Consider the following 22,839-nt stretch of genomic DNA (forward strand, 5'->3'; position numbering starts at 1 on the left):
ACAAGCCGCTGAAAACACACAATTGTCACGATTAATGTCACACAAACAAGCCTGCCTGCGGTCGGGCCCGCGCACAGCATCACCGGCACGCTAGAACTCGATCGTGACCTTCTTGGCACCCATGGATTTGGCACGCGCGATCAACTGTTCCAGTGTGGCGTCGGCTAGCAAAATGCCCGGCGCCAGTACCGGCTCGCTGCGCACCGCAGTAGCAGCCACAGCCGGCAAGACCTGCGGCGCAGGGCGCGGCAAAGTAGCCGCCGGCGTGCTGCTGTGCTGCAGTAATTCAGCCAGCACCTTGCACAGGCGCTCGTAAGCGTCGCGGCTGGGTTTGATGTTGCTGCCATCCTGCGCCTCGTAACGCTGGATGGCAGCAGTAGACAAGCCTACCTGCGCAGCCAGCGCAGTACGGGACAGCTGCAGCTGTTTGCGGATGGCTTTCAGCGCGGGGGCGAATTCGGCACTTTCAAAGTCAGGCAACACAGACATGGCAGGCTCCGGCAGGTAGCGAAAAACGGCAATCATACAGACGGCGCAGTATTAATACAATCAATACACACAACAGGTATGGCTGTATGTATTGATTTTACAACAAGCGCGACGTAGCACAGCAGGCGCACAAGGAATTACCCCAGCAATAACAACAACAAAGCCTGGCAAATACACTGCTCGCCACTTGTATTAATACATAAACACAATTAAATCACACAATTCACACAATTAATGTGTGCATCTGTCTGCTTTGTTGTATTAATGCAGGCGCAAATCATACAAAATCACACACCCAGTTTTGTGGTCAACCGCACGCTGACCGTGGCCCAGCCACCACGCCACATGCAATGCGCGTCACACAATACAACTTGCCAGCCACCTGGCCATGGCCGGGCGGCGCTTATTTCGTGACCGCCGCGCCGGTATGTTCACACCCGGCAGACAGTCGACAAAAAAATACCGCCCCGGCGTGGGGCGGTATGGGCGCGAACGTTTCGTACGGCTGCGGGCCAGCACCTAAGCAATGTCGCCTTTCAACAAGGCCAGCAGTGCTTCGGCGTCCAGCTTGGCACTGATGTCACCACCGGACAGCAAGCTGTCGGCCAGATCGCGCTTGGCGTGGTGTAGTGCCACGATCTGCTCTTCGATGGTGTGCTCGGCCACCAGACGGTAGATGGTTACCGGGCGCAGCTGGCCCATGCGGTAGGCACGGTCGCTGGCCTGGTCTTCTACCGCCGGGTTCCACCACGGGTCCAGGTGGATCACGTAGTCGGCCGCCGTCAGGTTCAGGCCGGTACCGCCGGCTTTCAGGCTGATCAGGAAAATGTCGCCGTCGCCTTTCTGGAAAGCGTCGACGCGCGCCTTGCGCTCGCGCGCCGGGGTGCTGCCATCCAGGTACTGGTAGCGCACGCCGCGTTCGTCCAGCAGCTGGCGCACGATGGCCAGATGGTCGACAAACTGGCTGAACACCAGCGCCTTGTGGCCGTTCTCCAGCAGCTCGTCGGCGATATCGGCAAAGGCCGCCAGCTTGCTGCCGGACAGCGTGGAATCCGGCAACGCCAGCTTGGGGTGGCAACAGAAGCGGCGCAGGCGGGTGATCTCGGCCAGCACCTGCATCTGCTTGCCGTCGTCGCCCTGCAGCTCGTCCAGCTTTTCGACCGCTTGCTGGCGCATGGCTTCGTACAGGTGCAGCTCGTCGGCCGACAGCGGCACCTTGCGGGTGATTTCGGTACGCGGCGGCAGCTCGTCCAGCACCTGGGTCTTGGTGCGGCGCAGGATAAACGGCTGGATCAGCTGCTTCAGCGCACGGCGGGCGTTTTTGTCACCGCGCTCGATCGGCGTGGCAAAGCGCTGCGCAAAGCGTTCCTGGCTGCCCAGCAGGCCGGGGTTCACAAAGCGGAACAGGTTCCACAGCTCGCCCAGGTGGTTTTCTACCGGGGTGCCGCTGGCAGCCAGGCGGAAGCCAGCCTGCAGGTTCATGGCGGCTTGCGAGCGCTTGGTACCGGCGTTCTTGATGGCTTGCGCCTCGTCCAGCACCACGGTTTGCCACGGCACGGTGGCAAAGGCGTCGGCGTCTTGCTGCAGCAGGCCGTAGCTGACAATCACCAGATCCATGGCGTCCAGCCCCAGCAGCGTGCGCTGCTGCTGGTAGGCGCGCACTTTCAGCGTGGGGGCAAAGCGCGCGGCTTCGGCGATCCAGTTCAGCGCTACCGAGGTCGGCGCTACCACCAGCTGCGGGCCATCCGGTGCGCGCTCCAGCAGCAGGGCCAGGGTTTGCACGGTCTTGCCCAGGCCCATATCGTCGGCCAGGCAGGCACCCACACCCCAGCGCGCCAGGCGCGACATCCAGGCGTAGCCTTCCTGCTGGTAGTCGCGCAGCGTGGCTTGCAGCGTGGACGGCACCTGCGGCTGGTAATCGCGCAGGCTTTCCAGTGCGGCCAACTGTTGCTGCCAGGCGTCGTCGGCGTCGAATTCGCCCACCTCGCCGGCCAGCTCGGCCAGCAGCGGGGCGTTCAGGGCCGACAGGTAAACGCCGTCCTTGCCCACGTGGTCGGCCAGCAGCGCCAGCTCGTCCAGGCGCTTTTTCATGACATCGGTCAGCGCCAGCCAGTCTTCATCGCCCAGCTGCAGGAAGCGCCCGGGCTGGTTTTGCACCAGCGCCAGCAGCTCCTTGAGCTGCAGTACGCGGCCGTCGTCCAGCTTGAGCTGGCCGTTCAGCACGAACCAGTCGCCTTGCTGCTTCAGGCCCATGGCCAGCTGCGGCAGGCCACGGCGGCCCTTGATGCGCATGCGTTCGCCTTCCGGCCACACACAGGCCAGCAGGCTGGCGTCCAGCGCCTGCAGCTCGGACAGCACTTGCAATGCGGCTTGCGGGTCCGGCAGCTGCCATTCCTGGCCATCGCTTTCGGCGGCCGCCAGACCGGGGCAGGCGTCCAGCACTTTTTGCAGCGCGGCTTTTTCGGCTTTCAGGCGGCGCTGGGTTTGCACAGTGCGGCCGTCCAGCTCGCCCACGATGGTTTCCAGGCCCTGGCCCGGGCGGCTCCAGCTGCCACCGGGCAGCGGGCGCACCAAGAGCTGCATGCGCAGGCCCTGCGCCAGCGGCAGCAGGTGGGCGTACAGCGTGCCGTCGGCCGGCACGGCGTCCACATTGGCGGCCAACTCGGGCAGGTCGGAATGGATGGGCACCAGCGGGGCAATGCTGGTCACGGCTTCTACCAGCTGCGCTTTGGCCGCTACCGGCACGGTGAGCTCGCGCCCCAGAATGGCAGCGATCTGGCGTACCTCGCGGCTGACGCTGTACACCATCAGCCGGGTGGGGGTGTCTTTTTCCCATACCACTTCGCTGTCGGCGGTGATCTTGGCCGGCGACAGGCGCAGGCGGATCTGCCCGTCGCGCTCTTGCAGCTGCAGCGCCACGCTGCCGGCCACCACGTCGATGTGCACATCCGGCGCGTCGCCCCAGAACATGGCCGGGTGGCCTACCAGGAAGGGCAGCGCCTTTTCGGCGTCCAGCTCCCAGGCGCTGTTGCTGGAGTAATGATGCTGGTCGTGATGGCTGCGGATGTAACGCAGCAGCTGGCGGTCCTGCTCTTGCAGGTAATCGAAGCTTTCCGGCTCGTCCAGCAGGCGGCGCAGCGCTACGGCGCGGCCTTTGCTCCACTGGCTCTTGGCACCCAGCTTCTGTTCGCGCGGCTCCAGCAGGGCGCCGTGCGGGGCCAGCGTGAGCAGCCACGCCAGCCGGGTTTGTTTGCTATCCACGTTTGCCTTGCCTTCAGGGGATTTTCCGGCGCCCAGCAGCTTCAGCGCATTGAGCGCGTGTTGCCAGGCTTCCTGGCGCTGGTAGGCGGCTACCAGCGGGATCAGGCCACGCTCGGCGTGCCAGCGCGGGTGGGCGCGGCGTTCGCCAAACTGGCGCTCCAGCAGGGCGGCCAGCTCTTCGGCCACCCAGACATAGCCTTCTTCGAACATCTGGTCGCGGAAGCTGGCCAGCGCCGCCTGCCAGGCCGGGGTGCGCGCCTGGTTCACGTCCAGCCAGAACGCACCCAGGGCCAGCAGCAGGCCGTCCACACCACACAGGGCGCTGGCGTCCGGCAGCTGCAGCTTGGCCGATAGCGCGGTTCCCTCCTGCAGCAGCAACAAGTGCTGCAGCACGTAATAGCTATGGCCGTAGCGCTGCTTGATGGCGCTGGCGATGGCCTGCTTGAGCTGCGGCTGGCGGGCTTTTTCCTGGCTGCCGATCAGCGCCAGGCAGTAAAAGGCGTTGAGCGGCGCGGGCAAATCTACCGTGCGCTTTTTGGTTTGCGCGCGGATGTCGGCCAGCCAGTCGTCCAGCATGGACAGCGCCTCGGCAAAGCGGCCTTGCAGTACCGGCAGGTAGCACAGGCGCGCTACCGGCAGGCCGTCGCCTTCGGCGCCGGGCTGGCGCACCAGCTCGAAATCGGCACGCCAGATGCCTTGCAACAGCAGCTGGGCGGTGAGGTCGTCCCAGTCGCGGTAGCCGTCGTCCAGCCGCGACAACGCGTAGCGGTAGCCTTCGGCAAAGTGGTCCAGCCGCCAGTTGGCGTCGGGCAGATAGTCTTGCAGCAGCAGTACCTGGATGTCGTCGTCCAGGCGGTCGAACAGCTGGCGGCCGGCGGCGTTGGCGAACAGGCGCTTGAACGGCGGCTGCGGCGTGGCGCCACCGGCCTGCATCAGCTGCTGGTACTGCGCCAGCCACTGCTGGGTAGGCTCGGCCTTGCCCTGCAAAATGGCCAGCCACAGCCGCAGCTGGATGGCGGTAGCGCCGGGCACGTCCCACTGGTTACGCGGCAGCGGCAGGTGTTCGCACAATAGCTCGGCCCAGGCAGACAGCTCGCCCTGTTCGCCCATCAGCTGCAGCAATACGGCGTTACGGGCGGGTGGGGCAATGCGGTAGGGCAAGCCGGCGGTACGCACAATGGCACCGCGGTGTTCCAGGTCGCCCAGAATCACACCCAGCTTGTCGCCATTCACGGCCTTGCCGTGTTCGTCGCGAATCAGGTTCAGCTGCAGCAGCGCCAGCAGCGCGGCCTTGGACTCACCCGAGGGCAGCAGGGCCAGCGCGTGCAGCACGGCCATGGTGTGGGCGGGCAGGGTGTCCAGCGTAAAGTCGATGGAAAGCGCGGTCATGTAAGCCTGATAAACAATGGCTGAGCAAGCGGCTGCCCACCGGTAAAGGCCGTATTCGGGCAGCGTTGTTTTATCAGCGATTATTCAAATTAAACAGGCACGGCGGCCAAGGTGCAGCCACGCCTGCGGGTTAGACAAACCCGTAATACTACGGCAAGCGCGGGCACCCCGCCACGGCCAATACGCGGTGCAGCAAAACAAACACCCCGCGCTGGGACAGGGCGGGGTGTCGGGGTGCTGCGCCAGCAGCTCAGATACGTGCCAGGGCGCGGCCGGCGGCTGCGATGGTGTCCTCGATCAGCGCGTCGGTATGGGCAATCGAGGTAAAGCCCGCTTCGTATGCGGACGGTGCCAGGTACACGCCTTCGTCCAGCATGGCGTGGAAGAAGGCCTTGAAGCGCGGGATGTCGCACTGCGTGGCTTCGGCGTAGCTGGTGGGCACGCGGTCGCTAAAGTAAAAGCCGAACATGCCGCCCACGCTATCGGTGGTCATCGGCACGCCTGCGGCGCGGGCGGCGTCGGCCAGGCCTGCGGCCAACCTGGCACTACGGCGGCCCAGGGTGTCGTAGAAGCCCGGCTGCTGGATCAGGCGCAGCGTGGTCAGGCCGGCGGCCACCGACAGCGGGTTACCGGACAGCGTACCGGCCTGGTACACATTACCCAGCGGCGCGATCTTGGCCATGATGTCGGCGCGGCCGCCAAAGGCTGCCAGCGGCATGCCGCCGCCAATCACCTTGCCCATGGTGGTGAGGTCGGGGGTAATGCCGTGCAGGCCTTGCGCGCACTGCAGGCCGACGCGGAAGCCGGTCATTACCTCGTCGTAGATCAGCACCGCGCCGTGTTGCTCGGTGAGGCTGCGCAGCGCCTGCACAAACTCGGCCGACGGCTTGATCAGGTTCATATTGCCGGCGATCGGTTCCAGGATCACGCAGGCAATCTTGTCGCCCAGCTCCTTGAAGGTGTCGGCCAGCTGCTGCACGTCGTTGTACTGCAGCACCAGCGTATGCTTGGTGAAATCAGCCGGCACGCCGCCGGACGACGGGTTGCCGAAGGTCAGCAGGCCGGAGCCGGCTTTCACCAGCAGGCTGTCGGAGTGGCCGTGGTAGCAGCCTTCGAACTTCACGATCAGGTCGCGGCCGGTAAAGCCACGCGCCAGGCGGATAGCGCTCATGGTGGCCTCGGTACCCGAGCTCACCAAACGCACCTGTTCTACCGACGGCAGCAGCTTGCAGATTTCTTCGGCGATCTCGATCTCGCCTTCGGTCGGGGCGCCGAAAGACAGGCCGCCCACCGCGGCATCCTGTACCGCCTTCACCACCTCGGGGTGGGCGTGGCCCAGGATGGCCGGGCCCCAGCTGCCCACGTAGTCCAGGTACTGCTTGTCGTCGGCGTCCCAGAAATAGGCACCCTCGGCACGCTTCACAAAGCGCGGGGTACCGCCTACCTGACCAAAGGCACGCACCGGCGAGTTCACGCCACCGGGGATCACCTGCTTGCCACGTTCAAACAGCTCGAGATTGCGGGACATCGTATTCCTTTCTGGCGGCATCACACGCCGCACGGGCTAATGGGGCATCGGGCAGCGCACGCTACCCGGCAAAATCCTGTCGGTCAGGATACGGCAAGCTGCGCAGGCAAGCGTTGACCTGTATCCAGCCACCGTCATGTCTTGGCCATGGCGGCGGCGCACCCTGCAGCGGGCGTCTGTCATCAAGGGCAGGATTGTCCGGCAAATCGGCGCGCAAGGCCACCACCGGGCAGAAACGCAGCGTTCGGCGCTGCCGGCGGCCTAGTCTGCTGCGGGCAGCAAGGCCAGCAGTGGCGCCAGCTCGGCGCGGGAGGTTGGCCGCACCACACGGCCCAGCTCCACGCCACCGTGCAGCAGGATCAGCGTGGGCCACAGCTTCACGCGAAAAGTACGCCCCAGCCGCCGCCCGGCACCGTCTTCTACCTTCACGTGCTGCCACTGCGGCGCCTGTTGCAGCAGCTGTTCGATGGCCGGCTGTGCCGCCTGGCAATGCGGGCACCAGCCGGCGCCGAACTCCAGCAAAACAGGGCCGGGCAGGGCGTCCAGCGCGGCGCGCTCGGGGGCGTCGGGGGAATAGGTGGCGAGATAGGGCATGGCAGGACTCCGGCAAAGAGGGACTGCCGACAAGGTAGCGCAGCCGGCACCTGGCGGCTAGCGCCGCCCGGCCTTGCGCCGCCAGTCGCGGAACAACTTGAAGCACAGGCCGATACACACGCAGCTCATCGCGAGATGCAGTGCGGCACCAAGGGCAAAAGCCGCGGGTTGGTTCGCAGCGCTTACCTCGACACTGCGCCCGATCGCACGCAGCGTCCAGGCGATACGGCCGCTGGCCACCTCGGCCATCAGGCTTGGCACGATCATGAGCGTCGCCAGCACGGCAACAAAAAACACGACGCCAGCCTCGGATGCATCGGGCGATGCCTTGCCTGCAGACACCGGCGCCTTGGCCTGCTCGCGCCCAGTCAGCCGTACCACCAGCCACACGATCAGCAGCGGTATGGCAGCAAATGCCAGTAATAACAGCAAAGCGAACAGACCTGGCATGCTGCGCCCCCAGAATGCCAAATGAAAACAGCATCATGCCATAGCCCTGCGACCAACCCCAGTGCCACCCGCGCCTACCGCTCATACAGCCAGGGTTGGCCGCAAGGCTGTGGCTTATTTCTGCAGCATCAGCCACAAGCCGGTCAGGCTCAGCCCGGCACCGGCCAGCCGTGGCCAGGATAGGGTTTCGCGGAACAGCCAGTAACCCAGCGGCAGCAATAGCAAGGTACTCAGCGCTGTGCTGCTCAGCCCGGCCACGCCCATACTGCCACCCGCACGGTAGGCCAGCAGGAAGCCCAGCTCGATACCGAGAATGCCCAGCGCCACGCCGGCGCTACTCCAGTCCAGCGCACCCAGCTGGCGGCTGCCGGCGACAAAGGGCAGCGCTACCAGGCACACCAGCATGGCCAGGCCGTAGCTGATAGCCAACGTCAGAAAGGGGTTGATCCCCGCCGGGATCTGCTTGATGGACAGGTGGTAAACAATCGAGCCGGCAACCGCCAGCAACAAGGCAGCCAGATACATGGTGCACTCCGGTAATAGGGGACGATAGCCCATGCTAGCGGCCAAGCTTGGCTATAGGTAGACTGCCCTTTTCGAGCACACTCATAAGCAATACTTATAACCATGGACATCGACACCAGCCTGCTGCGCAGCTTTGTCAGCATCGTGAACCTCGGTAGCATCAACCGTGCCGCGCAACAGCTGAACAAGACGCAACCGGCGCTGAGCCTGCAGCTGCGCAAGCTGGAGCAGCAGCTTGGCAACACCCTGCTACAGCGCAGCACGCGCGGCGTGGTACTGACCGCCGCCGGCGAGCGGCTGCTGCCCCACGCGCGCCGCCTGCTGGCGCTGACCGACGGCATTACCGGTCAGTACGCCAGCGCCGATACCGGCAGCGCACCGCTGCGCATCGGCCTGCTGGAAGACCTGGCCGGCAGCTGCCTGCCACAGGTACTGGCCGACTTTGCCGCGCACCAGCCCGGCCTGCGGCTGTCGGTGCAGCTGGGGCTGAGCAAGGCGCTGTTCCCGGCGCTGGCGCAGGGCGAGCTGGACATCATGGTGTGTACCCCGCTGCCGCAGCAGCCCGCCGCCGTAGTGGCCGACGAAACCCACGGCTGCCCGCTGCACTGGTACGCCGACCGCTATTTCACACTGCCGGACGGCGCACTGCCGCTGGTGATGTTTGCGCCACCGTGCAGCTGGCGCGACCGCATGCTGGCGGCGCTGGACCAGGCCGGCCAGCCGTGGCGCATCGTGTTCGAAAGCGCCAGCCTGCCGGCGGTGCAGGCGGCAGTGCGCGCAGGTCTGGGCGTGGCCGGCCTGTTGCCGGATACCGCGCCGCCAGACAGCGTGGTATTGCGCCACCCGCGCCTGCCGGCACTGGGCACCGTACCGCTGGCGGTATACCGGCCACCGGGTAGCCAGCACCCGCAAGCGCGCGCCTTGGCCACACTGTTTGGCCGTGCGCTGGCCACTATCGGCCAGCCTGTACCTGCGCAGCAGGCATGAAAAGGGCCGCCAACCCATGGGGTGGCGGCCAACTTGCCGTGCCGCTTACCAGCGGCTGAACGGGTTCTTTGACAGGTAGGCGTTGGTAAAGCGGCCGTCGAAGGTGACTTCTTCGCCCAGCCACGCCGGCTTGTCGAACGGCGTGTCTTCGGACGGCAGCTCGATCTCGGCCAGCACCAGGCCGGCGTTTTCGCCGAAGAACTCGTCCACTTCCCACACAAAGCCGCCCATTTCGATGCGGTAACGCAGCTTGTCCACCACCATCGGGCACATGGCGTCCATGATGGTTTGCGCCTCGGCTACCGGAATGGTGTATTCGAACTCGTGGCGGCTGATCTCGCTGATCTGGCCTTTCAGCGTCAGCCAGGCTTGCTCGCCCACCACGCGCACGCGCACGGTGCGCTCTTTTTCTACCGACAGGTAACCCTGCCGGTAGCGCACGCCTTCGGCCAGGCCACGCCAGGCCTCACCGTTTACGCGGTAACGGCGTTCAATTTCCACTGCCATGGGATTCCTCTTTCTTGATGGGGCGAGCCGGGGCTTTCAGGCGCCAGTCGGCCTCGCGGTAGGGGTAGACGTCTTGCGGCCAACGTGCGTCCAGCCGGTACACGTGCCAGGGTTGGCCAGGCTGCAGGCGGCCGCCTTTGAGCGCATCGGTGTAGTCGCTACGCGCCGCCAGTACGCTGCAGTAGGCCTTGGTGCCGGGGTAGTGGCCGTCGCTGGCGCGCTGCAGGCCGGGGGGGACCTGGCCGGGCAGCAGCTTGCCGGGCAGGGCGGCGGTAGTGGCAGCCGGGGTATCGCCCCAGTCGGTGCCGGACAGCACGAACACGCCGTCGGTACAGTCGTCGCGCTGGCAGCCGGCCAGCAAGGCCACCAGCAGGGCGGGGAGCAGCAGTTTCATCAGAACGGTTTCACGATCACAAGAATGAGCACGGCCAGCAACACCAGCACCGGCAGCTCGTTGAAGAAGCGGAACCACACGTGGCTGCGCGTATTTTGCCGCGCGATAAAGTCGCGCTGCAGCTTGAAACAGTAGCCGTGGTAGGCAATCAGGCCGGCCACCAGTGTGAGCTTGGCGTGCAGCCAGCCGCCGGAAACGCCGTAACCCAGCCACAGCACCAGGCCCAGCGCCATGGCCAGCACACCCAGCGGCGTCATGAAACGCAGCAGCTTGTGCGACATCAGCAGCAGGCGGTCGTACTCGGCACCGGGCGCGGCCATGGCCAGGTTCACAAACAGGCGCGGCAGGTAAAACAGGCCGGCAAACCACGAAATGACAAAAAACAGGTGAAACGCCTTGATATACAAATAGGCCATGGTCACAGTCCGTACGCGGCGCGTACTTTTTTGGGGAGTTTACTCAGCACCAGCCGGTGCGATGCGGCCAACCCTGCCGCCAGCTCGGCCAGCGGCAGCGCCTCGCTACTGGCGACGCTGATCCAGTGCGCACGCGCCAGATAAGGGGCCGGGCGCACGCCGGGCAGGCCGGACAGCGCCAGAAAATCGCCATCGGCTACCTTGTAGGCCAGCGCATCGGCCACGAAGGTGGCGAACATCTTGCCCTCCACCTTCAGCACCGTTACGCCGTCCCACAGTAGCTCGCTGCCGGCGCCGGGTAGCGCCAGCGCGCTAGCCTGCAGTTGGTCCAGCTGGGCGGGGGTAAGTTTCACGTGAAACGCCTCAGGCTCGCTTGGCGGATTGGTATAGCGGCATCACCTTGGGGATCAGGCGTTGCAGCTCGCCAATACGCGCATCGCCGGACGGGTGAGTCGACAAAAAGCCCGGCCCGCTGCCGCCACCGGCTTTCATCATCTTCTGCCACAGCGATACCGAGGCCTGCGGGTTGTAGCCGGCGCGCGCCATCAGCTCCAGACCGATGGTGTCGGCTTCGGTTTCCATCACGCGGCTGTGCGGCTTGGACAGCGCCACGTCGGTGGCCAGTGCGGCCAACTGCATGGACGTCTGCGACAGCCCGGCCAGCTGGCCCACGATATTCAGGCCGGCCTGCTTGGCGTACTCCTCGCTCATGCCTTCGCGGCTATGCTCGCGCAGCGCGTGGGCGATTTCGTGGCCGATCACCGTGGCCAGCTCGTCGTCGGTGGCCTTGAGCTTGTTGATCAGGCCGGTGTACACCATGATCTTGCCGCCAGCCATGCAGTAGGCGTTCAGTTCGTCCACGCTGGCCACGTTCACTTCCCACTGCCACTTCATGGCGTCCAGGCGGAAAGCGCCCACCTGGCGGATCAGGCGGTCGGAAATGGCACGCACGCGGCGGCTGGTGGCCGGGTCGGCGTTCAGCGCACCGGCTTGCTTGGCCTTGGCCAGCTCCTGGCTATAGGCCAGCGCCGACTGCTGGTCTACCTCTTGCGACGACAGCAGCACGAACTGCTTGCGCTTGACGCCCACCTCGCCGCTGGAAGTGGTGTTGACACAGCCTGCCAGCGCGGCGGCCAGAAGCAGGGCGGTAGCGGTGCGGGTAGCCAGCTTGTTCATCGTAGTTTGCCTTTCTGCTTGCAGATGGCTTAAAACGCCATCATTTCAAAGTCGTCCTTGCGGGCGTCACAATCGGGGCAGGTCCAGTTCATGGGCACGTCTTCCCACTTGGTACCCGGCGCGATACCGTCTTCGGGGCGGCCTGCCGCTTCGTCGTAGATAAAGCCGCAGATCAGACACATCCAGGTTTGCATAGCGTTAGCCTTTGAAAGAGTAATATGAAGTCATGGGGGCGCGTTACAATCGCCGCGCGGCACACCGCATTGCCCCTATTGTAAATCCAGCCGCGAGAAAAGAGGTCAAGCCTTGAGCACTGACAACCCGCTCCCCCCCATTGTGCTGACGCTGGCCGGCTCCGACCCCACCGGTGGCGCCGGCATCCAGGCCGATATCCTTACCCTGGCCAGCATGGGCTGCCACCCTTTATCGGTGATTACCGCCATCACCGTGCAGGATACGCGTGGCGTGCAGGACTTCATGGTGATCGACGACGAATGGGTGCTGGACCAGGCGCGCGCGGTGCTGGAAGACATGCCGGTGGCCGCGTTCAAGGTGGGGATGATAGGCAGCATCGACAATGCCGTGGCCATTGCCGAGCTGGCCAGCGACTACCCCGACATCCCGCTGATCTACGACCCGGTACTGGCCAGCGGCCGTGGCGACGAGCTGTCGCGCGAGGAGCTGATCCACGTGCTGCGCGACGTACTGCTGCCGCAAGTCACCGTACTCACGCCCAATAGCGTGGAAGCGCGCCGCCTGGCGGCCAACGATGACGAAGACGAAGAAAGCCTCAGCCTGGCCGACTGCGCCAAGCGCCTGACGCGGCTGGGCTGCGACTACGTGTTCATCACCGGCACCCACGAAGCCACCCGCGACGTGGAAAACCGCCTGTACGACCTGGCCGGCGAGATCCGCGCCGACACCTGGCCGCGGCTGAACGGCAGCTTCCACGGCTCCGGCTGCACGCTGGCCTCGGCCATTGCCGGCCTGGTGGCACGCGGCCTGGCGGTGCCCGAAGCGGTAAAAGAAGCACAAGATTTCACCTGGCAGGCGCTGCGCTACGGCTTCCGTCCCGGCATGGGCCAGTACATCCCCGACCGCCTGTTCTGGGCCAACGACGACGCCAGCGAAGACGACGACAAGGACACCGACACGCCATGATCCGCGGCCTGTACGCCATTACCCCCGACACCGACAACAGCGAACAGCTGATCGAGCAAGTCAGCGCCGCCCTCGACGGTGGCGCGCGCATCCTGCAATACCGCAACAAGGGCAGCGACGCCGTGCGCCGCCTGTGGCAGGCCAACATCCTGAAAAGCCTGGCACAAAGCCGTGGCGCGCTGTTTATCGTGAACGACGACGTGGCGCTGGCCGAAGCCGTCCGCGCCGACGGCGTACACCTAGGGCGTGACGACGACGCCATTGCCGCCGCCCGCGCGCGGCTGGGCGACGGTGCCATCATCGGCGCCAGCTGCTACAACAGCCTGGACCTGGCGCGCAGCGCGGTAGCTGCCGGCGCCAGCTACGTGGCCTTCGGCGCCATGTTTGCCTCCGGCACCAAGCCCGGCGCCGTGCACGCGCCGCTGTCGCTGTTTGCCGACGCGGCCGGCCTGGGCGTGCCGCGCGTGGCCATCGGCGGCATCACCCCCGACAACGCCGCCCAGGTGGTGGCGGCCGGCGCCGACGCCATCGCCGTGATCGGCAGCCTGTTCGACGGCGACGGCATCGCCGAACGCGCCGCCGCCCTGGCCGCACTGTACGCGTGAGCGCCACGCTGCGCCGCGCCAGCACCGACGATGCGGCCAAGCTGGCCGCACTGGGCGCGCTGGTCTGGCTGCATACCTACAGCACCGACGGCATCAACGCCAGCCTGGCCGGCTACGTGCTGGGCCGTTTCACCATCAAGGCCAAACAGGCGCTGCTGGCCGACCCGCAACACGAGCTGTGGCTGGCCGAGCGGGACGGCCAACTACTGGCCTACGCTACGCTGCACCACGGCCAAGCCTGCCCCGGCCAGCACGCGGCCAACTGCGAGCTGGCCACGCTGTACGTCCACCCGCTGTTTGCCGGCCTGGGGCTGGGCCGCCAGCTGCTGCAACACGCCCACCGCCGTGCCGGCGCGCTGTGGCTCAGCGTGTGGCAGCACAATACCCGCGCCATCGCCTTCTACCAGGCACAAGGGCTGCAACACGTCGGCGACACCGTGTTCGAGCTGGACGGCAGCGCCCACCGCAATCTGCTGCTGGCGCTGGGCTGAGCCACAACGGGGGCGTGTTACACTGCCCACCTCATTCCCATGGCATTAACCCGATGCAAACCCAAGCCCTGCTGTTTGACCTGGACGGTACGCTGGCCGCCAGCGAAAGCCTGAAAGGCCGCGCGCTGGCCGACACCTGCGCCGCCTTTGGCCACCCCGTCGACTACCGCCGCTACGCCGACGTAATGGGCGGTGACTGGCCCACCGTCACCGGCCATTTTTTCCGGCTGGCCAACCTTGAGATCGATCTGGCCACCTTTAACGAACACTTCCGCCCGCGCTACCAGCAGCTGCTGGCCGACGAAGCCTGCCTGAGCCCCGGCGCCGACGCGCTGCTGGCCGCCGCGCAGGCAGCCGGCGTGCGCCTGGCCGTGGTCAGCAGTGCGGCGCGCTGGATGGTGGACGCGGTACTACAGCGTTGCGGCGTGGCCGGGCGCTTCGAGCTGGTCATCAGCAAGGAAGACGTGGACCGCCACAAACCCGACCCGGCGGCCTACCTGCTGGCGCTGGACAAACTGCAGCTGCCCGCCAGCGCCGTGTGCGTGCTGGAAGACTCCGCCGCCGGCCTGGCCGCCGCCCGTGCCGCCGGCTGCCGCTGCCTGGTGCTGCGCCACGACTTCAACCACAGCCACGACTTCCGCAGCGCCGACGCCACGCTGCACACGCTGGCCGACGCGCTGCCGCTGCTGGCGTAAGCCCGTGCGGCCAACCCTGGCCGCGCCGCCTCACACTGCCACGCCGTCCAGCGCCTGCAACAGTTCGTCGATTTCCAGCCGGTGCGTCGCGTCATGGTCGGCCATGTCGGCCACCAGCTCGGCCAGCGTCAGCCGGCGCCGGCCTTCCCATACCGCCACCCGCGCCTGCTCGGCCTCGCCACAGCTGTGCAAGCGCGCCAGCAAGGCCGCCCGCGCCTGGGCAAAGCCGGCCAGCGCGGTGGCGAAATCCTGTTGCTGATAGCCGCGCTGCTGCGCCCACTCGCTACCGTTCACACCGTGCAGCTCGGCCAGCGGGCTGGCCAGCATAGCCTCGATGCGCGGCAGGAAGGCGTCGCGGTCGAGGTCGCGCAGGTGGCAGGCGTGCTCCAGCGCGCTGAAGGCGGTACCTGCCGGGCGTTCGCGCAGGCGCGCCGCCGGGATGGCGGCCAGCAGGGTGGCTACCTGCTGCGGCATCGCTGCCAGCTCGGCCAGCAGGGTGGCAAAGTCGCGCGCCACCGGCAGCGGCGACCATACCGCGCCGTAGCTGAAATAGCCGCCCGGCACGCGGCCACGCGGCCGCAGCAGCGCGTGGCCGTGGCGGCGCATCACCTCGCCCACCATGGCGCCGCAGAACTGGCGCGCGCTCTGGTCGGCGTCCAGCTCGGGAAAGCAGCGCTGCAGCGTGTGCACGATGGCGGTGACCGCCGGCAGGCCGGCACGCGACAGCGCAGCGTATTCGGTGTAACGCTGCGGGTGGTCGATCAGCGCTTCCAGCTGGCGGCCCAGCGCCGTCTGGCGAAACTGGTCAAAGCGGTTGTGCATAACAGCCCCCTAAGTAACGTATCGTATTGATACATTACTACCAGTGACGCCATCACGGCAAGCGGCCAGCTGGCGGGCTGTGGCTTTATTGCCAGCGCCCAGGGTTGGCCGCAGCGGCTAGCGCGTGCCCCACAGCCGGCGATAGGCCCCGTCGGCGTCGTAATCGGCAGCCTGCTTGTCGGGGTTGAAACGGCGGCTGCCGCGCGGGTCGGTGCCGCGCCCGGCCAGGTACAGCCAGTTGCCCTGGTTGCTGTACACGTCGTAATCCACCAGCTGCGCTTCGAACCACGCCGCGCCGGCGCGCCAGTCGCCGCCCAGATCGTGCAGCAGGTAGCTGGCCACGTTCTGGCGCAGGCGGTTGGACAGATAGCCGGTTGCGGCCAGCTCGCGCATGCCGGCATCGATAAAAGCGTGGCCGGTGCGGCCCTGGCACCAGCGCGCAAACGCCGCGTCGGCCATCGGCGCCGGCGGCTGGCCGTGCAGGCCACGGCCCCGGTACAGCCGGGCGCCGTACTGCACATGCAGCAGGCGGAAGTAATCGCGCCACAGCAGCTCGAACCACAGCCAATAGCTGCCGTCGCTGGCGCCGTGCTGTGCCTCGTAGCCTTGCAGCGCGGCGTACAGGGTGCGCGCCGACACACTGCCCAGGGCCAGCCACAGCGACCACTTGCTGGAGTAATCCTGCCCGACCAGGCCATTGCGGGTGGCCTTGTACGTGCGCGGCAGGTCCCGCGCCAGGTATTGCTGCAGATGCGCCAGGCCGGCCGCCTCGCCAGCGTGCGCCGCCGGCAGGTGCCAGGGCAGGCTGCTGCGCGGGTCGGGCTGGACGTCGATAAACGGCAAGGGCTGCCAGTCCACGCCGGCGGGTGGCGGTGGCAACCGGGCCGGTGCGGCCAACGGCGCGGGCGGGCGTACGCCGGCAGCTTCCACCCGCTGGCGGAAGGCGGTAAAGCTGGCCGGCAGCACGGCAGGGGCAAACGGCAGGCTGGCCGGGTCTAGCAGCGTGCTCTGCCATACAGTGTCTACAGCGAAGCCGGCCAGGCGCAGGGCGGCTACCTGCGCCTGCTCCTCGGGCGCGGCGATGTCTTCGGCCACGATGCGCTGCACGCCATGGCGCGCCAACAACGGCGGCAACACCTGCTGCGGCGCGCCATGCAGCACCAGCAGGCGGCTGCCGCGCGCTTGCAAGGCGGCGTCCAGCGCGGCGATGGCGTCGGCGCGCACCCGCTGCCGCGCCGGTGACAGGCGGGCAAACGGCCACGGCGAGTGCGGCTGCCAATGGTCGTCGAGGCACACCAGCGGCAGCAGGGTGTCGGCGTGCGCCAGCGCCTGGCACAAGGCCGGGTTGTCGCCCAGGCGCAGGTCGTGGCGGAACCAGTACGCTACGGCGCTCATGATGCGCTCCGGCGCGTATGGCGGCAGCGGTCGGAGCAGTACTTCACCTCGTCCCACACCGCCTGCCATTTCTTGCGCCAGCTGAACGGGCGGCCGCAGGCGGCGCACACCTTGCTGGGCAGGTCGGCTTTCTTGCGCATTTTCATGCTTGCTCTCCTTGCAACGGTGGCGGCGCCTGCGGTGCTTGTTCAGCCAGGCAAGGGCAGGCCGTGCCCTTCGCAGCGCGCCAACTGCGGCGGCAGCGCCTCCACCAGAAAATCGATAAAACAACGCACCGCCGGTATCAGGTGGCGGCGCCCGGTAAACGCGGCGTGCAAAATGCCGTCCGGCGTGCGGTAGCCGGGCAGCACGCGTTGCAGGCGGCCGTCGGCCAGCGCGTCGTGGCACACCATCAGCGGCAGCAGCGCCAGGCCGCTGCCGGCGATGGCGGCTTCGCGCAGTACCAGCAGGTCGTCGGTCATCAGCCGCGGTTCGGCGATGTCCAGCCGGGTGAGCTGGCCCACTTCGTCCAACAGCGGCCACTCGCCACGGCCGTCGGGGCGGCTCATCACCAGCGCCGGCCAGGCGGTAAGGGCGGCCGGGTGTTGCGGCCAACCCTGGGCCGCAATCAGCGCCGGGCTGGCCACCAGCGCGCTTTCGCTTTGCGCCAGCGGCCGCGCCACGATGCTGGCGCTGTCGTCCAGCCGCTGCCGCACGCGCAGCGCCACGTCGATGCCGTCGTTGATCAGGTCCACGCGGCGGCCGGTCACTTCCAGCACGATGCGCACCTGCGGGTGGCGCGCCATGAAGGCCGGCAGCAGCGGCGCCAGCAGCGTCTTGGCCAGCAGCTCCGGGCAGCTGACGCGCACCAGGCCGCGCGGCTCGGCGGTGTGGCGGGCGATGGTTTCTTCGGCCGCCTCGGCCTCGGCCAGCATGGCCTGGCAGTGGCGGTAGTACTGCGCGCCGACGTCGGTCAGCGCCAGCCGGCGCGTGGTGCGCTGGAGCAGGCGCACGCCGATGCGCGCTTCCAGCTCGGCCACGCGGCGCGACAGCCGCGACTTGGGCACGCCCAGCTGGCGGCTGGCGGCGTTGAAACCGCCGTGCTCGACCACCTTGGCAAAAAACAGCAGATCGTTGAGGTCTTGCATCACATTGTCTCGCCAGTGGAACAATGAATCCGATTCTAGCCGTCTAGTGCGCGATTGGTTGCAGATTTACAGTACACACATCGCCGCAGCGTGCGGCACACACCCACAACGGAGCCGCACCATGAACATCCTGCACCTCGATTCCAGCATCCTCGCCACCAACTCGGTATCCCGCGGCCTGACCCAGGCGCTGGTTAGCACCCTGGGCGCCCGCCACGCCGGCGCGCAGGTGACCTACCACGACCTGGCCGCTAACGAGATTCCGCACCTGTCCGGCGAAATCCTGGGCGCCGCCTTTACCGACAAGGCCGACTGGAGCCCGCTGCAGCAAGCCGAAGCCGCCCGCAGCGACGCACTGATCGCCGAATTCCTGGCCGCCGACGTGCTGGTGATCGGCGCCCCGATGTACAACTTTGGCGTACCGTCGCAACTGAAAGCCTGGATCGACCGCGTAGCCGTAGCCGGCCGCACCTTCAAGTACACCGAAACCGGCCCGGTTGGCCTGGCCGGTGGCAAAAAGGTGTACGTGGTGTCCGCCCGTGGCGGCGTGTACAGCAACGAACAAGGCCAGCAAATGGACTTCCAGGAAGACTACCTGAAGACCGTACTGGGCTTCCTGGGCATCACCGACGTGTCCTTCGTGCGCGCTGAAGGCGTGGCCATGGGCCCGGATGCCAAGGCAGCCGCCCTGGCTGCCGCCGAAGCTGCCATCGCCGCCGCTTAAGCATTCCGTACCGACTAACACGGCCGCCCCTGGCAACAGGGCGCGGCCGTGTTGTTTTGTGCGGGCGGGCAAGGGGGCGGCGCGCACCTTACCAATCCAGGCTCAGCTGGCCGGGCGTGGCCGGCGGCTGGCGGTGACCACGCGCCTCGCCACGCTTGCGCGAACCGTGCCGCGCCACGATGGCGGCCTTGCCGGCGCGCACCTCGGGCCGGCCGCGTAGCGCAAACAGCCGCGCCTTGGCCTCGCGGGTGGCGGCTTCCACGTCCACCAGCGGCTGCGGAATGTCGCGGCCAACCTGCACGCCGCAGCGCGCCTGGATGTCGGGCGGCATGCGCCACGGCTCGAACAGCCATACGTCGGGCACGCGGCGCAGCGGCGGCAGCCATTGCCGCACAAAGCGGCCGTACGGGTCGTGCTCGCGCGCCTGCTTCAGCGGGTTGTAGATGCGCGGCACGTTGATGCCGGTGGTACCGGACTGCATTTGCAGCTGGCTCCAGTGAATGCCCGGCTCGTAATCGACAAACTGCTGCGCCAGCCACAGCCCCACCGGCCGCCAGTGCAGCCACAGCGGGTAAGCCGCCACCGACACCAGCATGGCGCGCATGCGAAAGTTCAGCCAGCCGGTGTGGCGCAGCATGGCGATGCAGGCGTCTACCAGCGGCCAACCGGTGCGGCCGTCGCGCCAGGCGGCAAAGCGCGCCTCGTCCCAGTCGTTTTCGCGCAGGCCGTCGTAGCCGCGATGCAGGTTGCGCCATTCCAGCGCCGGCTCGCTTTCCAGCTTCTGGATGAAATGGCAGTGCCAGTACAGGCGGCTGATGAAAGCGCGGATGCCCGCCGTGCGCCGGCTGGCGGCACCATCGCCGTGCAGCTGCGCCAGCATGGCGCGGCTGGCCTGCACCACCTCGCGCATCGAGATGCACCCCAGCGCCAGATACGGCGACAAACGCGAGCAGGCGCTGGGCGCCGACAGCGGTGACGAGATGCCGCCACGGTACTGCGCGGCGCGATCCAGCAGGAAATCGTCCAGCACCGCCAGCGCCGCCGTGCGGCCACCGGGCTGCCGGCCCGGTGCGTCGCCGTCGCCCAAACCCAGTGCCGCCGCACCCGGCAGGTGCACCGGCGGCCAACTGAGTGCCACTTGTTGCAGCGCCGGCAGCGGCAATAACGGTGCTGCCATCAAGGCTTCCCACTGCGGCTGCCAGTGGTCGCGGTTCAGGCCGCCACGCACCACGCCAAACTGCGGCCACTCGCGCCACTGCACACGGTTGGCCGCACACCAGCGCGCCACGGCAATGTCGCGGCGGTAGGTCCAGTCGTTGCCGGTTTCCTCGTGGGCGAACAGCGCGTCGAACGGCGCTTGCGCGTACAACTGCGTCAGCACCTCGCCGATCTCGCCCACCGCCACGTACAGCCGCAGGCCGCGCTCGCGCAGCTGGCCAGCCAGGTCGTGCAGGCTTTCGCGCAGAAAATGATATTGCCGCGCCGAGGCGTCCGGCTGCTGCCACAGCCCCGGCTCTACCACGTACAGGCACAGCAGCGGGCCACGGGCGGCGGCGGCGCACAGCGGGGCGTGGTCGGCCAGGCGCAGGTCGCGCTTGAACCAGACAACGCGGTAGCTCATGCCTTGGGCAGCGGGTGAATCACGCCGTGGCCGCCATCCACGCCGATGTTCTGGCCGGTCATCCAGCCGGCTTCGGGCGACAGCAGGAAGGCGATCAGCGCGGCGCTGTCGTCGCCCTGGCCCACGCGCTGCATCGGGTTGGCCTGCGCGTTGCGGGCGATGGCTTCCGGCGTGCCGGTGAGCCGCGCCGACAGCGCCGACACCGTCAGCCCCGGGTGCACGCAATTCACACGGATACCGCGCTCGGCGTAGCTGGCGGCGGTGCTTTGCGCCAGCGCTGCCACCGCCGCCTTGGCACTGGCAATGGCTTCGTGATTGGGGAAGCCGGCCTGCGCCACCAGCGAGCCCACCAGCACGGCGCTGGCCGGCTGCTTGTGCTTGAGCGCAGCGGCAACAAAGGCTTTGAGCACGTGCACCGCGCTCAGCCAGTTGTGCTGCATCAGCTGCCAGGCGTCGTCTTCGGCGGTGAGGTGCAGCGGGCGGATCAGCGTACTGCCCACACAGTGCGCCAAGCCGGTGAGCGCCACGCCGTCGGCGGCCAGGCCGGCCACCGTATCGCGCACCGCGGCGGCGTCCAGCGTGTCCAGCGGGCGCACGAGTACCTCGCCGGGCAGGCTGGCGGCCAGTGCGGCCAACCCGTCTTCGCGGCGGGCACTCAGCACCAGGCGGTGGCCGGGCGACAGACGCCGCGCCAGCGCGCTACCGATGGCGCCGCTGGCGCCGGTAATCCAGATGGTTTGCATGGCCATGGCCTGTTTGATTTGTCCAATACAAATCATATACAGAAATGGCTTGAATCGATATGGCCGCCTGTACAAAGACTGGCCGCCAGTACTCGCTCGCGGCGACAGGCTAGGGCTGGTACACGCGCCAGGTGCGCCGCCCGGCCGCCTTGGCCTGGTAGAGCGCAGCATCCGCCTGCTGCAGCAAGTCGTCTTCGCTGTCTTGCCTGCCGCTACCAAACGTTACGCCGGCCGAGAAAGCCAGCGGCACCAGCGCGCCGCTATCGACACGCAGCTGGCTGCTATCCAGCGCGGCCTGCAGCTGCGGCAATAATTGTGCGACGCGGGCTTCGTCCGCCGCCGGCATCACCAGCAGGAACTCCTCGCCGCCGTAGCGCACCAGCAGGTCGCCAGGCGCCACGATGGCGGCCAGCCGGGCGGCAAACAGGCGCAGCACGGCGTCGCCCACCGCGTGACCGTGGTGGTCGTTTACCTGCTTGAAATGGTCCAGATCCAGCAACAGCACACACAGGCGGTGCTGCTGTTGCTGAGCCGCCTGCAACAATGCCGGCAGCTGCTGATGCAGATAGCGGCGGTTATGCAGGCCGGTCAGCGGGTCACGGCTGGCTTGCTCGCGCAGCTGTGCCTGCAGGCCTTCTACTTCGAGGATGCGGGCCGCCAGCTCCACATTGAGCTGCTGCAGCGCGTTGCGCGCCGTTTCTGCCTCTTGCTGGCGGCGCAGGGCCAGGTCGCGCTGCTGCGCCAGCCGGTCGGCAGCCTGGTGCAGCTGCCGGGTACGCTGGGTAAGGAAGCGGTAGCCCAGAAACACCATGGCAAACAGCAGCACGGACATGACCCAGTACACCGAGCGGGCCGAATCGCGGTAGAGCAGGGCACGTTGCTGCCATTGCTGCTCGGCAGCGCCGGGCATGGCCATCACGCTGCGGTCGGCCAGCACAAACGACAGCCACAAAAAGGCGATGACACCGGCCAGCGACGACAATGCGGCCAACCATACCCAGCGGTAGCGGGCCTCGCTAGCCAGGCTGGGCCAGTAGCGCTCGCGCCAGCGCAACACTGCGGGGCCAAACAGGTAGAGCAGCGGGGCACAGGTAGTCACTGTTTGCAGGAAATTGCCTGCCCACCAGCCTTGCCACGCCTGGAACGCCCCCAGCGCCGACAGCTTGTTGTAATAGCTCCAGATGAAGGAGCCGGTGGCGCTGGCAATGCCGGACACAAAGCTGATGGACACGAAAAACATCAGGGCAGCCACACTGCGCGGGAGAAAGCTCACGCGTACCTGCTGGTACACCAGCGCCATCACCAGCAGGCCCAGCGGGTTGGCCAGGCCAAAGACCATGGCCCAGCCCGGGTGCAGGCCGGACAGCAAGCCCACCATGAAGGTGGTGAGGTAAGCCAGCGAGGCACCCCAGGCGTAACCGAAACACAGCACCCAGAGCGTACTGATGGTCAGCGGCGGGTAAATGCTCAGCAGGAAAGTCAGCTCGCCGGCGTTCACCTCAAAGCCGTACCAGCCACCGTACAGCTGCAATACGCCCAGCCACAGGCTGGCCCCCAGCGACAGTAGCCAGCCCAGAATCAGCGGCCAGCGGGCAGCGCCGCCAGCCAGTAATACCCGTGGCGAGAGCGCATGGTAGAAGCCGGCGGTAACCGGCGTGTCGTCGGCGATGATATCCGTGGGAGGGGCGGCGGCCATGGTGGCGTTTTCGATAAATGTTTGTCCGCAATATACGAGCTGG

General features: G+C 67.0%; 25 protein-coding genes. 6 read left to right on the top strand and 19 right to left on the bottom strand.

The window, feature by feature from the left end; genetic code table 11:
- Positions 1-90: 90 nt before the first annotated feature.
- From PQU95_RS00840 to PQU95_RS00865, 6 genes are all read right to left on the bottom strand, one after another.
- On the bottom strand, positions 91-489 hold the full coding sequence (locus tag PQU95_RS00840; RefSeq protein ID WP_272750253.1) for a helix-turn-helix domain-containing protein: 399 nt from the start codon (positions 487-489) through the stop codon (positions 91-93).
- Positions 490-1,008: 519 nt separating this feature from the next.
- Positions 1,009-5,139: a DEAD/DEAH box helicase gene (locus PQU95_RS00845; protein WP_272750254.1), complete on the bottom strand. Its 4,131-nt coding sequence runs from the start codon at positions 5,137-5,139 to the stop codon at positions 1,009-1,011.
- Positions 5,140-5,389: 250 nt separating this feature from the next.
- Positions 5,390-6,667: a glutamate-1-semialdehyde 2,1-aminomutase gene (gene hemL, locus PQU95_RS00850; RefSeq protein ID WP_272750255.1), complete on the bottom strand. Its 1,278-nt coding sequence runs from the start codon at positions 6,665-6,667 to the stop codon at positions 5,390-5,392.
- Positions 6,668-6,928: 261 nt separating this feature from the next.
- Positions 6,929-7,261, bottom strand: coding sequence for a thioredoxin family protein (locus PQU95_RS00855; RefSeq protein ID WP_272750256.1), 333 nt, complete (start codon positions 7,259-7,261; stop codon positions 6,929-6,931).
- Positions 7,262-7,318: 57 nt separating this feature from the next.
- Positions 7,319-7,711 carry a hypothetical protein gene (locus PQU95_RS00860; protein WP_272750257.1) on the bottom strand — a complete coding sequence of 131 codons (393 nt, stop codon included), beginning with the start codon at positions 7,709-7,711 and terminating at the stop codon, positions 7,319-7,321.
- Between the two features lie 114 nt (positions 7,712-7,825).
- Positions 7,826-8,236: an EamA family transporter gene (locus PQU95_RS00865; RefSeq protein ID WP_147686410.1), complete on the bottom strand. Its 411-nt coding sequence runs from the start codon at positions 8,234-8,236 to the stop codon at positions 7,826-7,828.
- A gap of 102 nt (positions 8,237-8,338) precedes the next feature.
- Here PQU95_RS00865 and PQU95_RS00870 point away from each other — a divergent pair, with 102 nt between their 5' ends.
- Positions 8,339-9,223, top strand: a complete 885-nt coding sequence (locus PQU95_RS00870) for a LysR family transcriptional regulator (protein ID WP_272750258.1) — start codon at positions 8,339-8,341, stop codon at positions 9,221-9,223.
- A 45-nt stretch (positions 9,224-9,268) separates the two neighbouring features.
- On the opposite strand, the gene PQU95_RS00875 is transcribed toward PQU95_RS00870, so the two are convergent.
- Genes PQU95_RS00875 through PQU95_RS00900 form a run of 6 tightly spaced genes read right to left on the bottom strand, consistent with a single transcriptional unit; the run spans position 9,269 to position 11,910 of the window.
- The gene (locus tag PQU95_RS00875; protein ID WP_272750259.1) at positions 9,269-9,730 is read right to left on the bottom strand and encodes a CYTH domain-containing protein; all 462 of its coding nucleotides are present in this window, start codon (positions 9,728-9,730) and stop codon (positions 9,269-9,271) included.
- Positions 9,714-10,124: a DVU_2496 family lipoprotein gene (locus tag PQU95_RS00880; RefSeq protein ID WP_272750260.1), complete on the bottom strand. Its 411-nt coding sequence runs from the start codon at positions 10,122-10,124 to the stop codon at positions 9,714-9,716. Before PQU95_RS00880 ends, PQU95_RS00875 begins: the two co-directional genes overlap by 17 nt.
- Positions 10,124-10,540, bottom strand: a complete 417-nt coding sequence (locus PQU95_RS00885; protein WP_147693151.1) for a CopD family protein — start codon at positions 10,538-10,540, stop codon at positions 10,124-10,126. Before PQU95_RS00885 ends, PQU95_RS00880 begins: the two co-directional genes overlap by 1 nt.
- A gap of 2 nt (positions 10,541-10,542) precedes the next feature.
- Complete coding sequence (locus PQU95_RS00890; protein WP_272750261.1) at positions 10,543-10,893, bottom strand: MmcQ/YjbR family DNA-binding protein; 351 nt, start codon at positions 10,891-10,893, stop codon at positions 10,543-10,545.
- Between the two features lie 10 nt (positions 10,894-10,903).
- Complete coding sequence (locus tag PQU95_RS00895) at positions 10,904-11,716, bottom strand: M48 family metallopeptidase (protein WP_272750262.1); 813 nt, start codon at positions 11,714-11,716, stop codon at positions 10,904-10,906.
- Between the two features lie 29 nt (positions 11,717-11,745).
- A complete protein-coding gene (locus tag PQU95_RS00900) occupies positions 11,746-11,910 on the bottom strand; it encodes a rubredoxin (RefSeq protein ID WP_026107757.1) in 165 nt (54 codons plus the stop codon).
- A gap of 112 nt (positions 11,911-12,022) precedes the next feature.
- On the opposite strand from PQU95_RS00900, the gene thiD reads away from it, so the two are divergent.
- The 4 genes from thiD to PQU95_RS00920 are packed head-to-tail and all read left to right on the top strand — an operon-like array spanning position 12,023 to position 14,668.
- Positions 12,023-12,877: a bifunctional hydroxymethylpyrimidine kinase/phosphomethylpyrimidine kinase gene (thiD, locus tag PQU95_RS00905; protein WP_272750263.1), complete on the top strand. Its 855-nt coding sequence runs from the start codon at positions 12,023-12,025 to the stop codon at positions 12,875-12,877.
- Positions 12,874-13,482, top strand: coding sequence for a thiamine phosphate synthase (thiE, locus tag PQU95_RS00910; RefSeq protein WP_272750264.1), 609 nt, complete (start codon positions 12,874-12,876; stop codon positions 13,480-13,482). Before thiD ends, thiE begins: the two co-directional genes overlap by 4 nt.
- A complete protein-coding gene (locus PQU95_RS00915; RefSeq protein WP_272750265.1) occupies positions 13,479-13,973 on the top strand; it encodes a GNAT family N-acetyltransferase in 495 nt (164 codons plus the stop codon). Before thiE ends, PQU95_RS00915 begins: the two co-directional genes overlap by 4 nt.
- Before the next feature lie 53 nt (positions 13,974-14,026).
- On the top strand, positions 14,027-14,668 hold the full coding sequence (locus tag PQU95_RS00920) for an HAD family hydrolase (protein WP_272750266.1): 642 nt from the start codon (positions 14,027-14,029) through the stop codon (positions 14,666-14,668).
- A 30-nt stretch (positions 14,669-14,698) separates the two neighbouring features.
- On the opposite strand, the gene PQU95_RS00925 is transcribed toward PQU95_RS00920, so the two are convergent.
- From PQU95_RS00925 to PQU95_RS00940, 4 genes are all read right to left on the bottom strand, one after another.
- Positions 14,699-15,490 (bottom strand): DinB family protein, encoded by a 792-nt coding sequence (locus PQU95_RS00925; protein ID WP_272750267.1) that lies wholly within the window; start codon positions 15,488-15,490, stop codon positions 14,699-14,701.
- 117 nt (positions 15,491-15,607) lie between these two features.
- A complete protein-coding gene (locus PQU95_RS00930; protein WP_272750268.1) occupies positions 15,608-16,885 on the bottom strand; it encodes a DASH family cryptochrome in 1,278 nt (425 codons plus the stop codon).
- Positions 16,882-17,031: a DUF2256 domain-containing protein gene (locus PQU95_RS00935; RefSeq protein WP_017507755.1), complete on the bottom strand. Its 150-nt coding sequence runs from the start codon at positions 17,029-17,031 to the stop codon at positions 16,882-16,884. Before PQU95_RS00935 ends, PQU95_RS00930 begins: the two co-directional genes overlap by 4 nt.
- Before the next feature lie 42 nt (positions 17,032-17,073).
- Complete coding sequence (locus PQU95_RS00940) at positions 17,074-18,012, bottom strand: LysR substrate-binding domain-containing protein (RefSeq protein WP_272750269.1); 939 nt, start codon at positions 18,010-18,012, stop codon at positions 17,074-17,076.
- Between the two features lie 121 nt (positions 18,013-18,133).
- Between PQU95_RS00940 and PQU95_RS00945 the strand changes: the two genes are divergently transcribed.
- On the top strand, positions 18,134-18,736 hold the full coding sequence (locus PQU95_RS00945) for an FMN-dependent NADH-azoreductase (protein WP_272750270.1): 603 nt from the start codon (positions 18,134-18,136) through the stop codon (positions 18,734-18,736).
- A gap of 88 nt (positions 18,737-18,824) precedes the next feature.
- On the opposite strand, the gene PQU95_RS00950 is transcribed toward PQU95_RS00945, so the two are convergent.
- The 3 genes from PQU95_RS00950 to PQU95_RS00960 all read right to left on the bottom strand — a co-directional run bounded on the left by PQU95_RS00950 (position 18,825) and on the right by PQU95_RS00960 (position 22,796).
- Positions 18,825-20,357, bottom strand: coding sequence for an FAD-binding domain-containing protein (locus PQU95_RS00950; protein ID WP_272750271.1), 1,533 nt, complete (start codon positions 20,355-20,357; stop codon positions 18,825-18,827).
- Entirely contained in the window at positions 20,354-21,100 is a 747-nt protein-coding gene (locus PQU95_RS00955; RefSeq protein ID WP_272750272.1) for an SDR family NAD(P)-dependent oxidoreductase, read from the bottom strand. The genes PQU95_RS00950 and PQU95_RS00955 overlap by 4 nt, the downstream gene beginning before the upstream one ends.
- Before the next feature lie 109 nt (positions 21,101-21,209).
- Complete coding sequence (locus PQU95_RS00960; RefSeq protein WP_272750273.1) at positions 21,210-22,796, bottom strand: GGDEF domain-containing protein; 1,587 nt, start codon at positions 22,794-22,796, stop codon at positions 21,210-21,212.
- Between the last annotated feature and the right edge of the window lie 43 nt (positions 22,797-22,839).

The organism is Vogesella aquatica (assembly GCF_028548455.1).
Taxonomy (GTDB): Bacteria; Pseudomonadota; Gammaproteobacteria; order Burkholderiales; family Chromobacteriaceae; genus Vogesella; species Vogesella aquatica.

Bases quoted from the DNA above. Each gene is read 5' to 3' on its own strand.
- PQU95_RS00840 (WP_272750253.1), bottom strand. From the start codon at position 489: ATGTCTGTGTTGCCTGACTTTGAAAGTGCCGAATTCGCCCCCGCGCTG.
- PQU95_RS00845 (WP_272750254.1), bottom strand. From the start codon at position 5,139: ATGACCGCGCTTTCCATCGACTTTACGCTGGACACCCTGCCCGCCCAC.
- hemL (WP_272750255.1), bottom strand. From the start codon at position 6,667: ATGTCCCGCAATCTCGAGCTGTTTGAACGTGGCAAGCAGGTGATCCCC.
- PQU95_RS00855 (WP_272750256.1), bottom strand. From the start codon at position 7,261: ATGCCCTATCTCGCCACCTATTCCCCCGACGCCCCCGAGCGCGCCGCG.
- PQU95_RS00860 (WP_272750257.1), bottom strand. From the start codon at position 7,711: ATGCCAGGTCTGTTCGCTTTGCTGTTATTACTGGCATTTGCTGCCATA.
- PQU95_RS00865 (WP_147686410.1), bottom strand. From the start codon at position 8,236: ATGTATCTGGCTGCCTTGTTGCTGGCGGTTGCCGGCTCGATTGTTTAC.
- PQU95_RS00870 (WP_272750258.1), top strand. From the start codon at position 8,339: ATGGACATCGACACCAGCCTGCTGCGCAGCTTTGTCAGCATCGTGAAC.
- PQU95_RS00875 (WP_272750259.1), bottom strand. From the start codon at position 9,730: ATGGCAGTGGAAATTGAACGCCGTTACCGCGTAAACGGTGAGGCCTGG.
- PQU95_RS00880 (WP_272750260.1), bottom strand. From the start codon at position 10,124: ATGAAACTGCTGCTCCCCGCCCTGCTGGTGGCCTTGCTGGCCGGCTGC.
- PQU95_RS00885 (WP_147693151.1), bottom strand. From the start codon at position 10,540: ATGGCCTATTTGTATATCAAGGCGTTTCACCTGTTTTTTGTCATTTCG.
- PQU95_RS00895 (WP_272750262.1), bottom strand. From the start codon at position 11,716: ATGAACAAGCTGGCTACCCGCACCGCTACCGCCCTGCTTCTGGCCGCC.
- PQU95_RS00900 (WP_026107757.1), bottom strand. From the start codon at position 11,910: ATGCAAACCTGGATGTGTCTGATCTGCGGCTTTATCTACGACGAAGCG.
- thiE (WP_272750264.1), top strand. From the start codon at position 12,874: ATGATCCGCGGCCTGTACGCCATTACCCCCGACACCGACAACAGCGAA.
- PQU95_RS00920 (WP_272750266.1), top strand. From the start codon at position 14,027: ATGCAAACCCAAGCCCTGCTGTTTGACCTGGACGGTACGCTGGCCGCC.
- PQU95_RS00925 (WP_272750267.1), bottom strand. From the start codon at position 15,490: ATGCACAACCGCTTTGACCAGTTTCGCCAGACGGCGCTGGGCCGCCAG.
- PQU95_RS00930 (WP_272750268.1), bottom strand. From the start codon at position 16,885: ATGAGCGCCGTAGCGTACTGGTTCCGCCACGACCTGCGCCTGGGCGAC.
- PQU95_RS00935 (WP_017507755.1), bottom strand. From the start codon at position 17,031: ATGAAAATGCGCAAGAAAGCCGACCTGCCCAGCAAGGTGTGCGCCGCC.
- PQU95_RS00940 (WP_272750269.1), bottom strand. From the start codon at position 18,012: ATGCAAGACCTCAACGATCTGCTGTTTTTTGCCAAGGTGGTCGAGCAC.
- PQU95_RS00945 (WP_272750270.1), top strand. From the start codon at position 18,134: ATGAACATCCTGCACCTCGATTCCAGCATCCTCGCCACCAACTCGGTA.
- PQU95_RS00950 (WP_272750271.1), bottom strand. From the start codon at position 20,357: ATGAGCTACCGCGTTGTCTGGTTCAAGCGCGACCTGCGCCTGGCCGAC.
- PQU95_RS00955 (WP_272750272.1), bottom strand. From the start codon at position 21,100: ATGCAAACCATCTGGATTACCGGCGCCAGCGGCGCCATCGGTAGCGCG.
- PQU95_RS00960 (WP_272750273.1), bottom strand. From the start codon at position 22,796: ATGGCCGCCGCCCCTCCCACGGATATCATCGCCGACGACACGCCGGTT.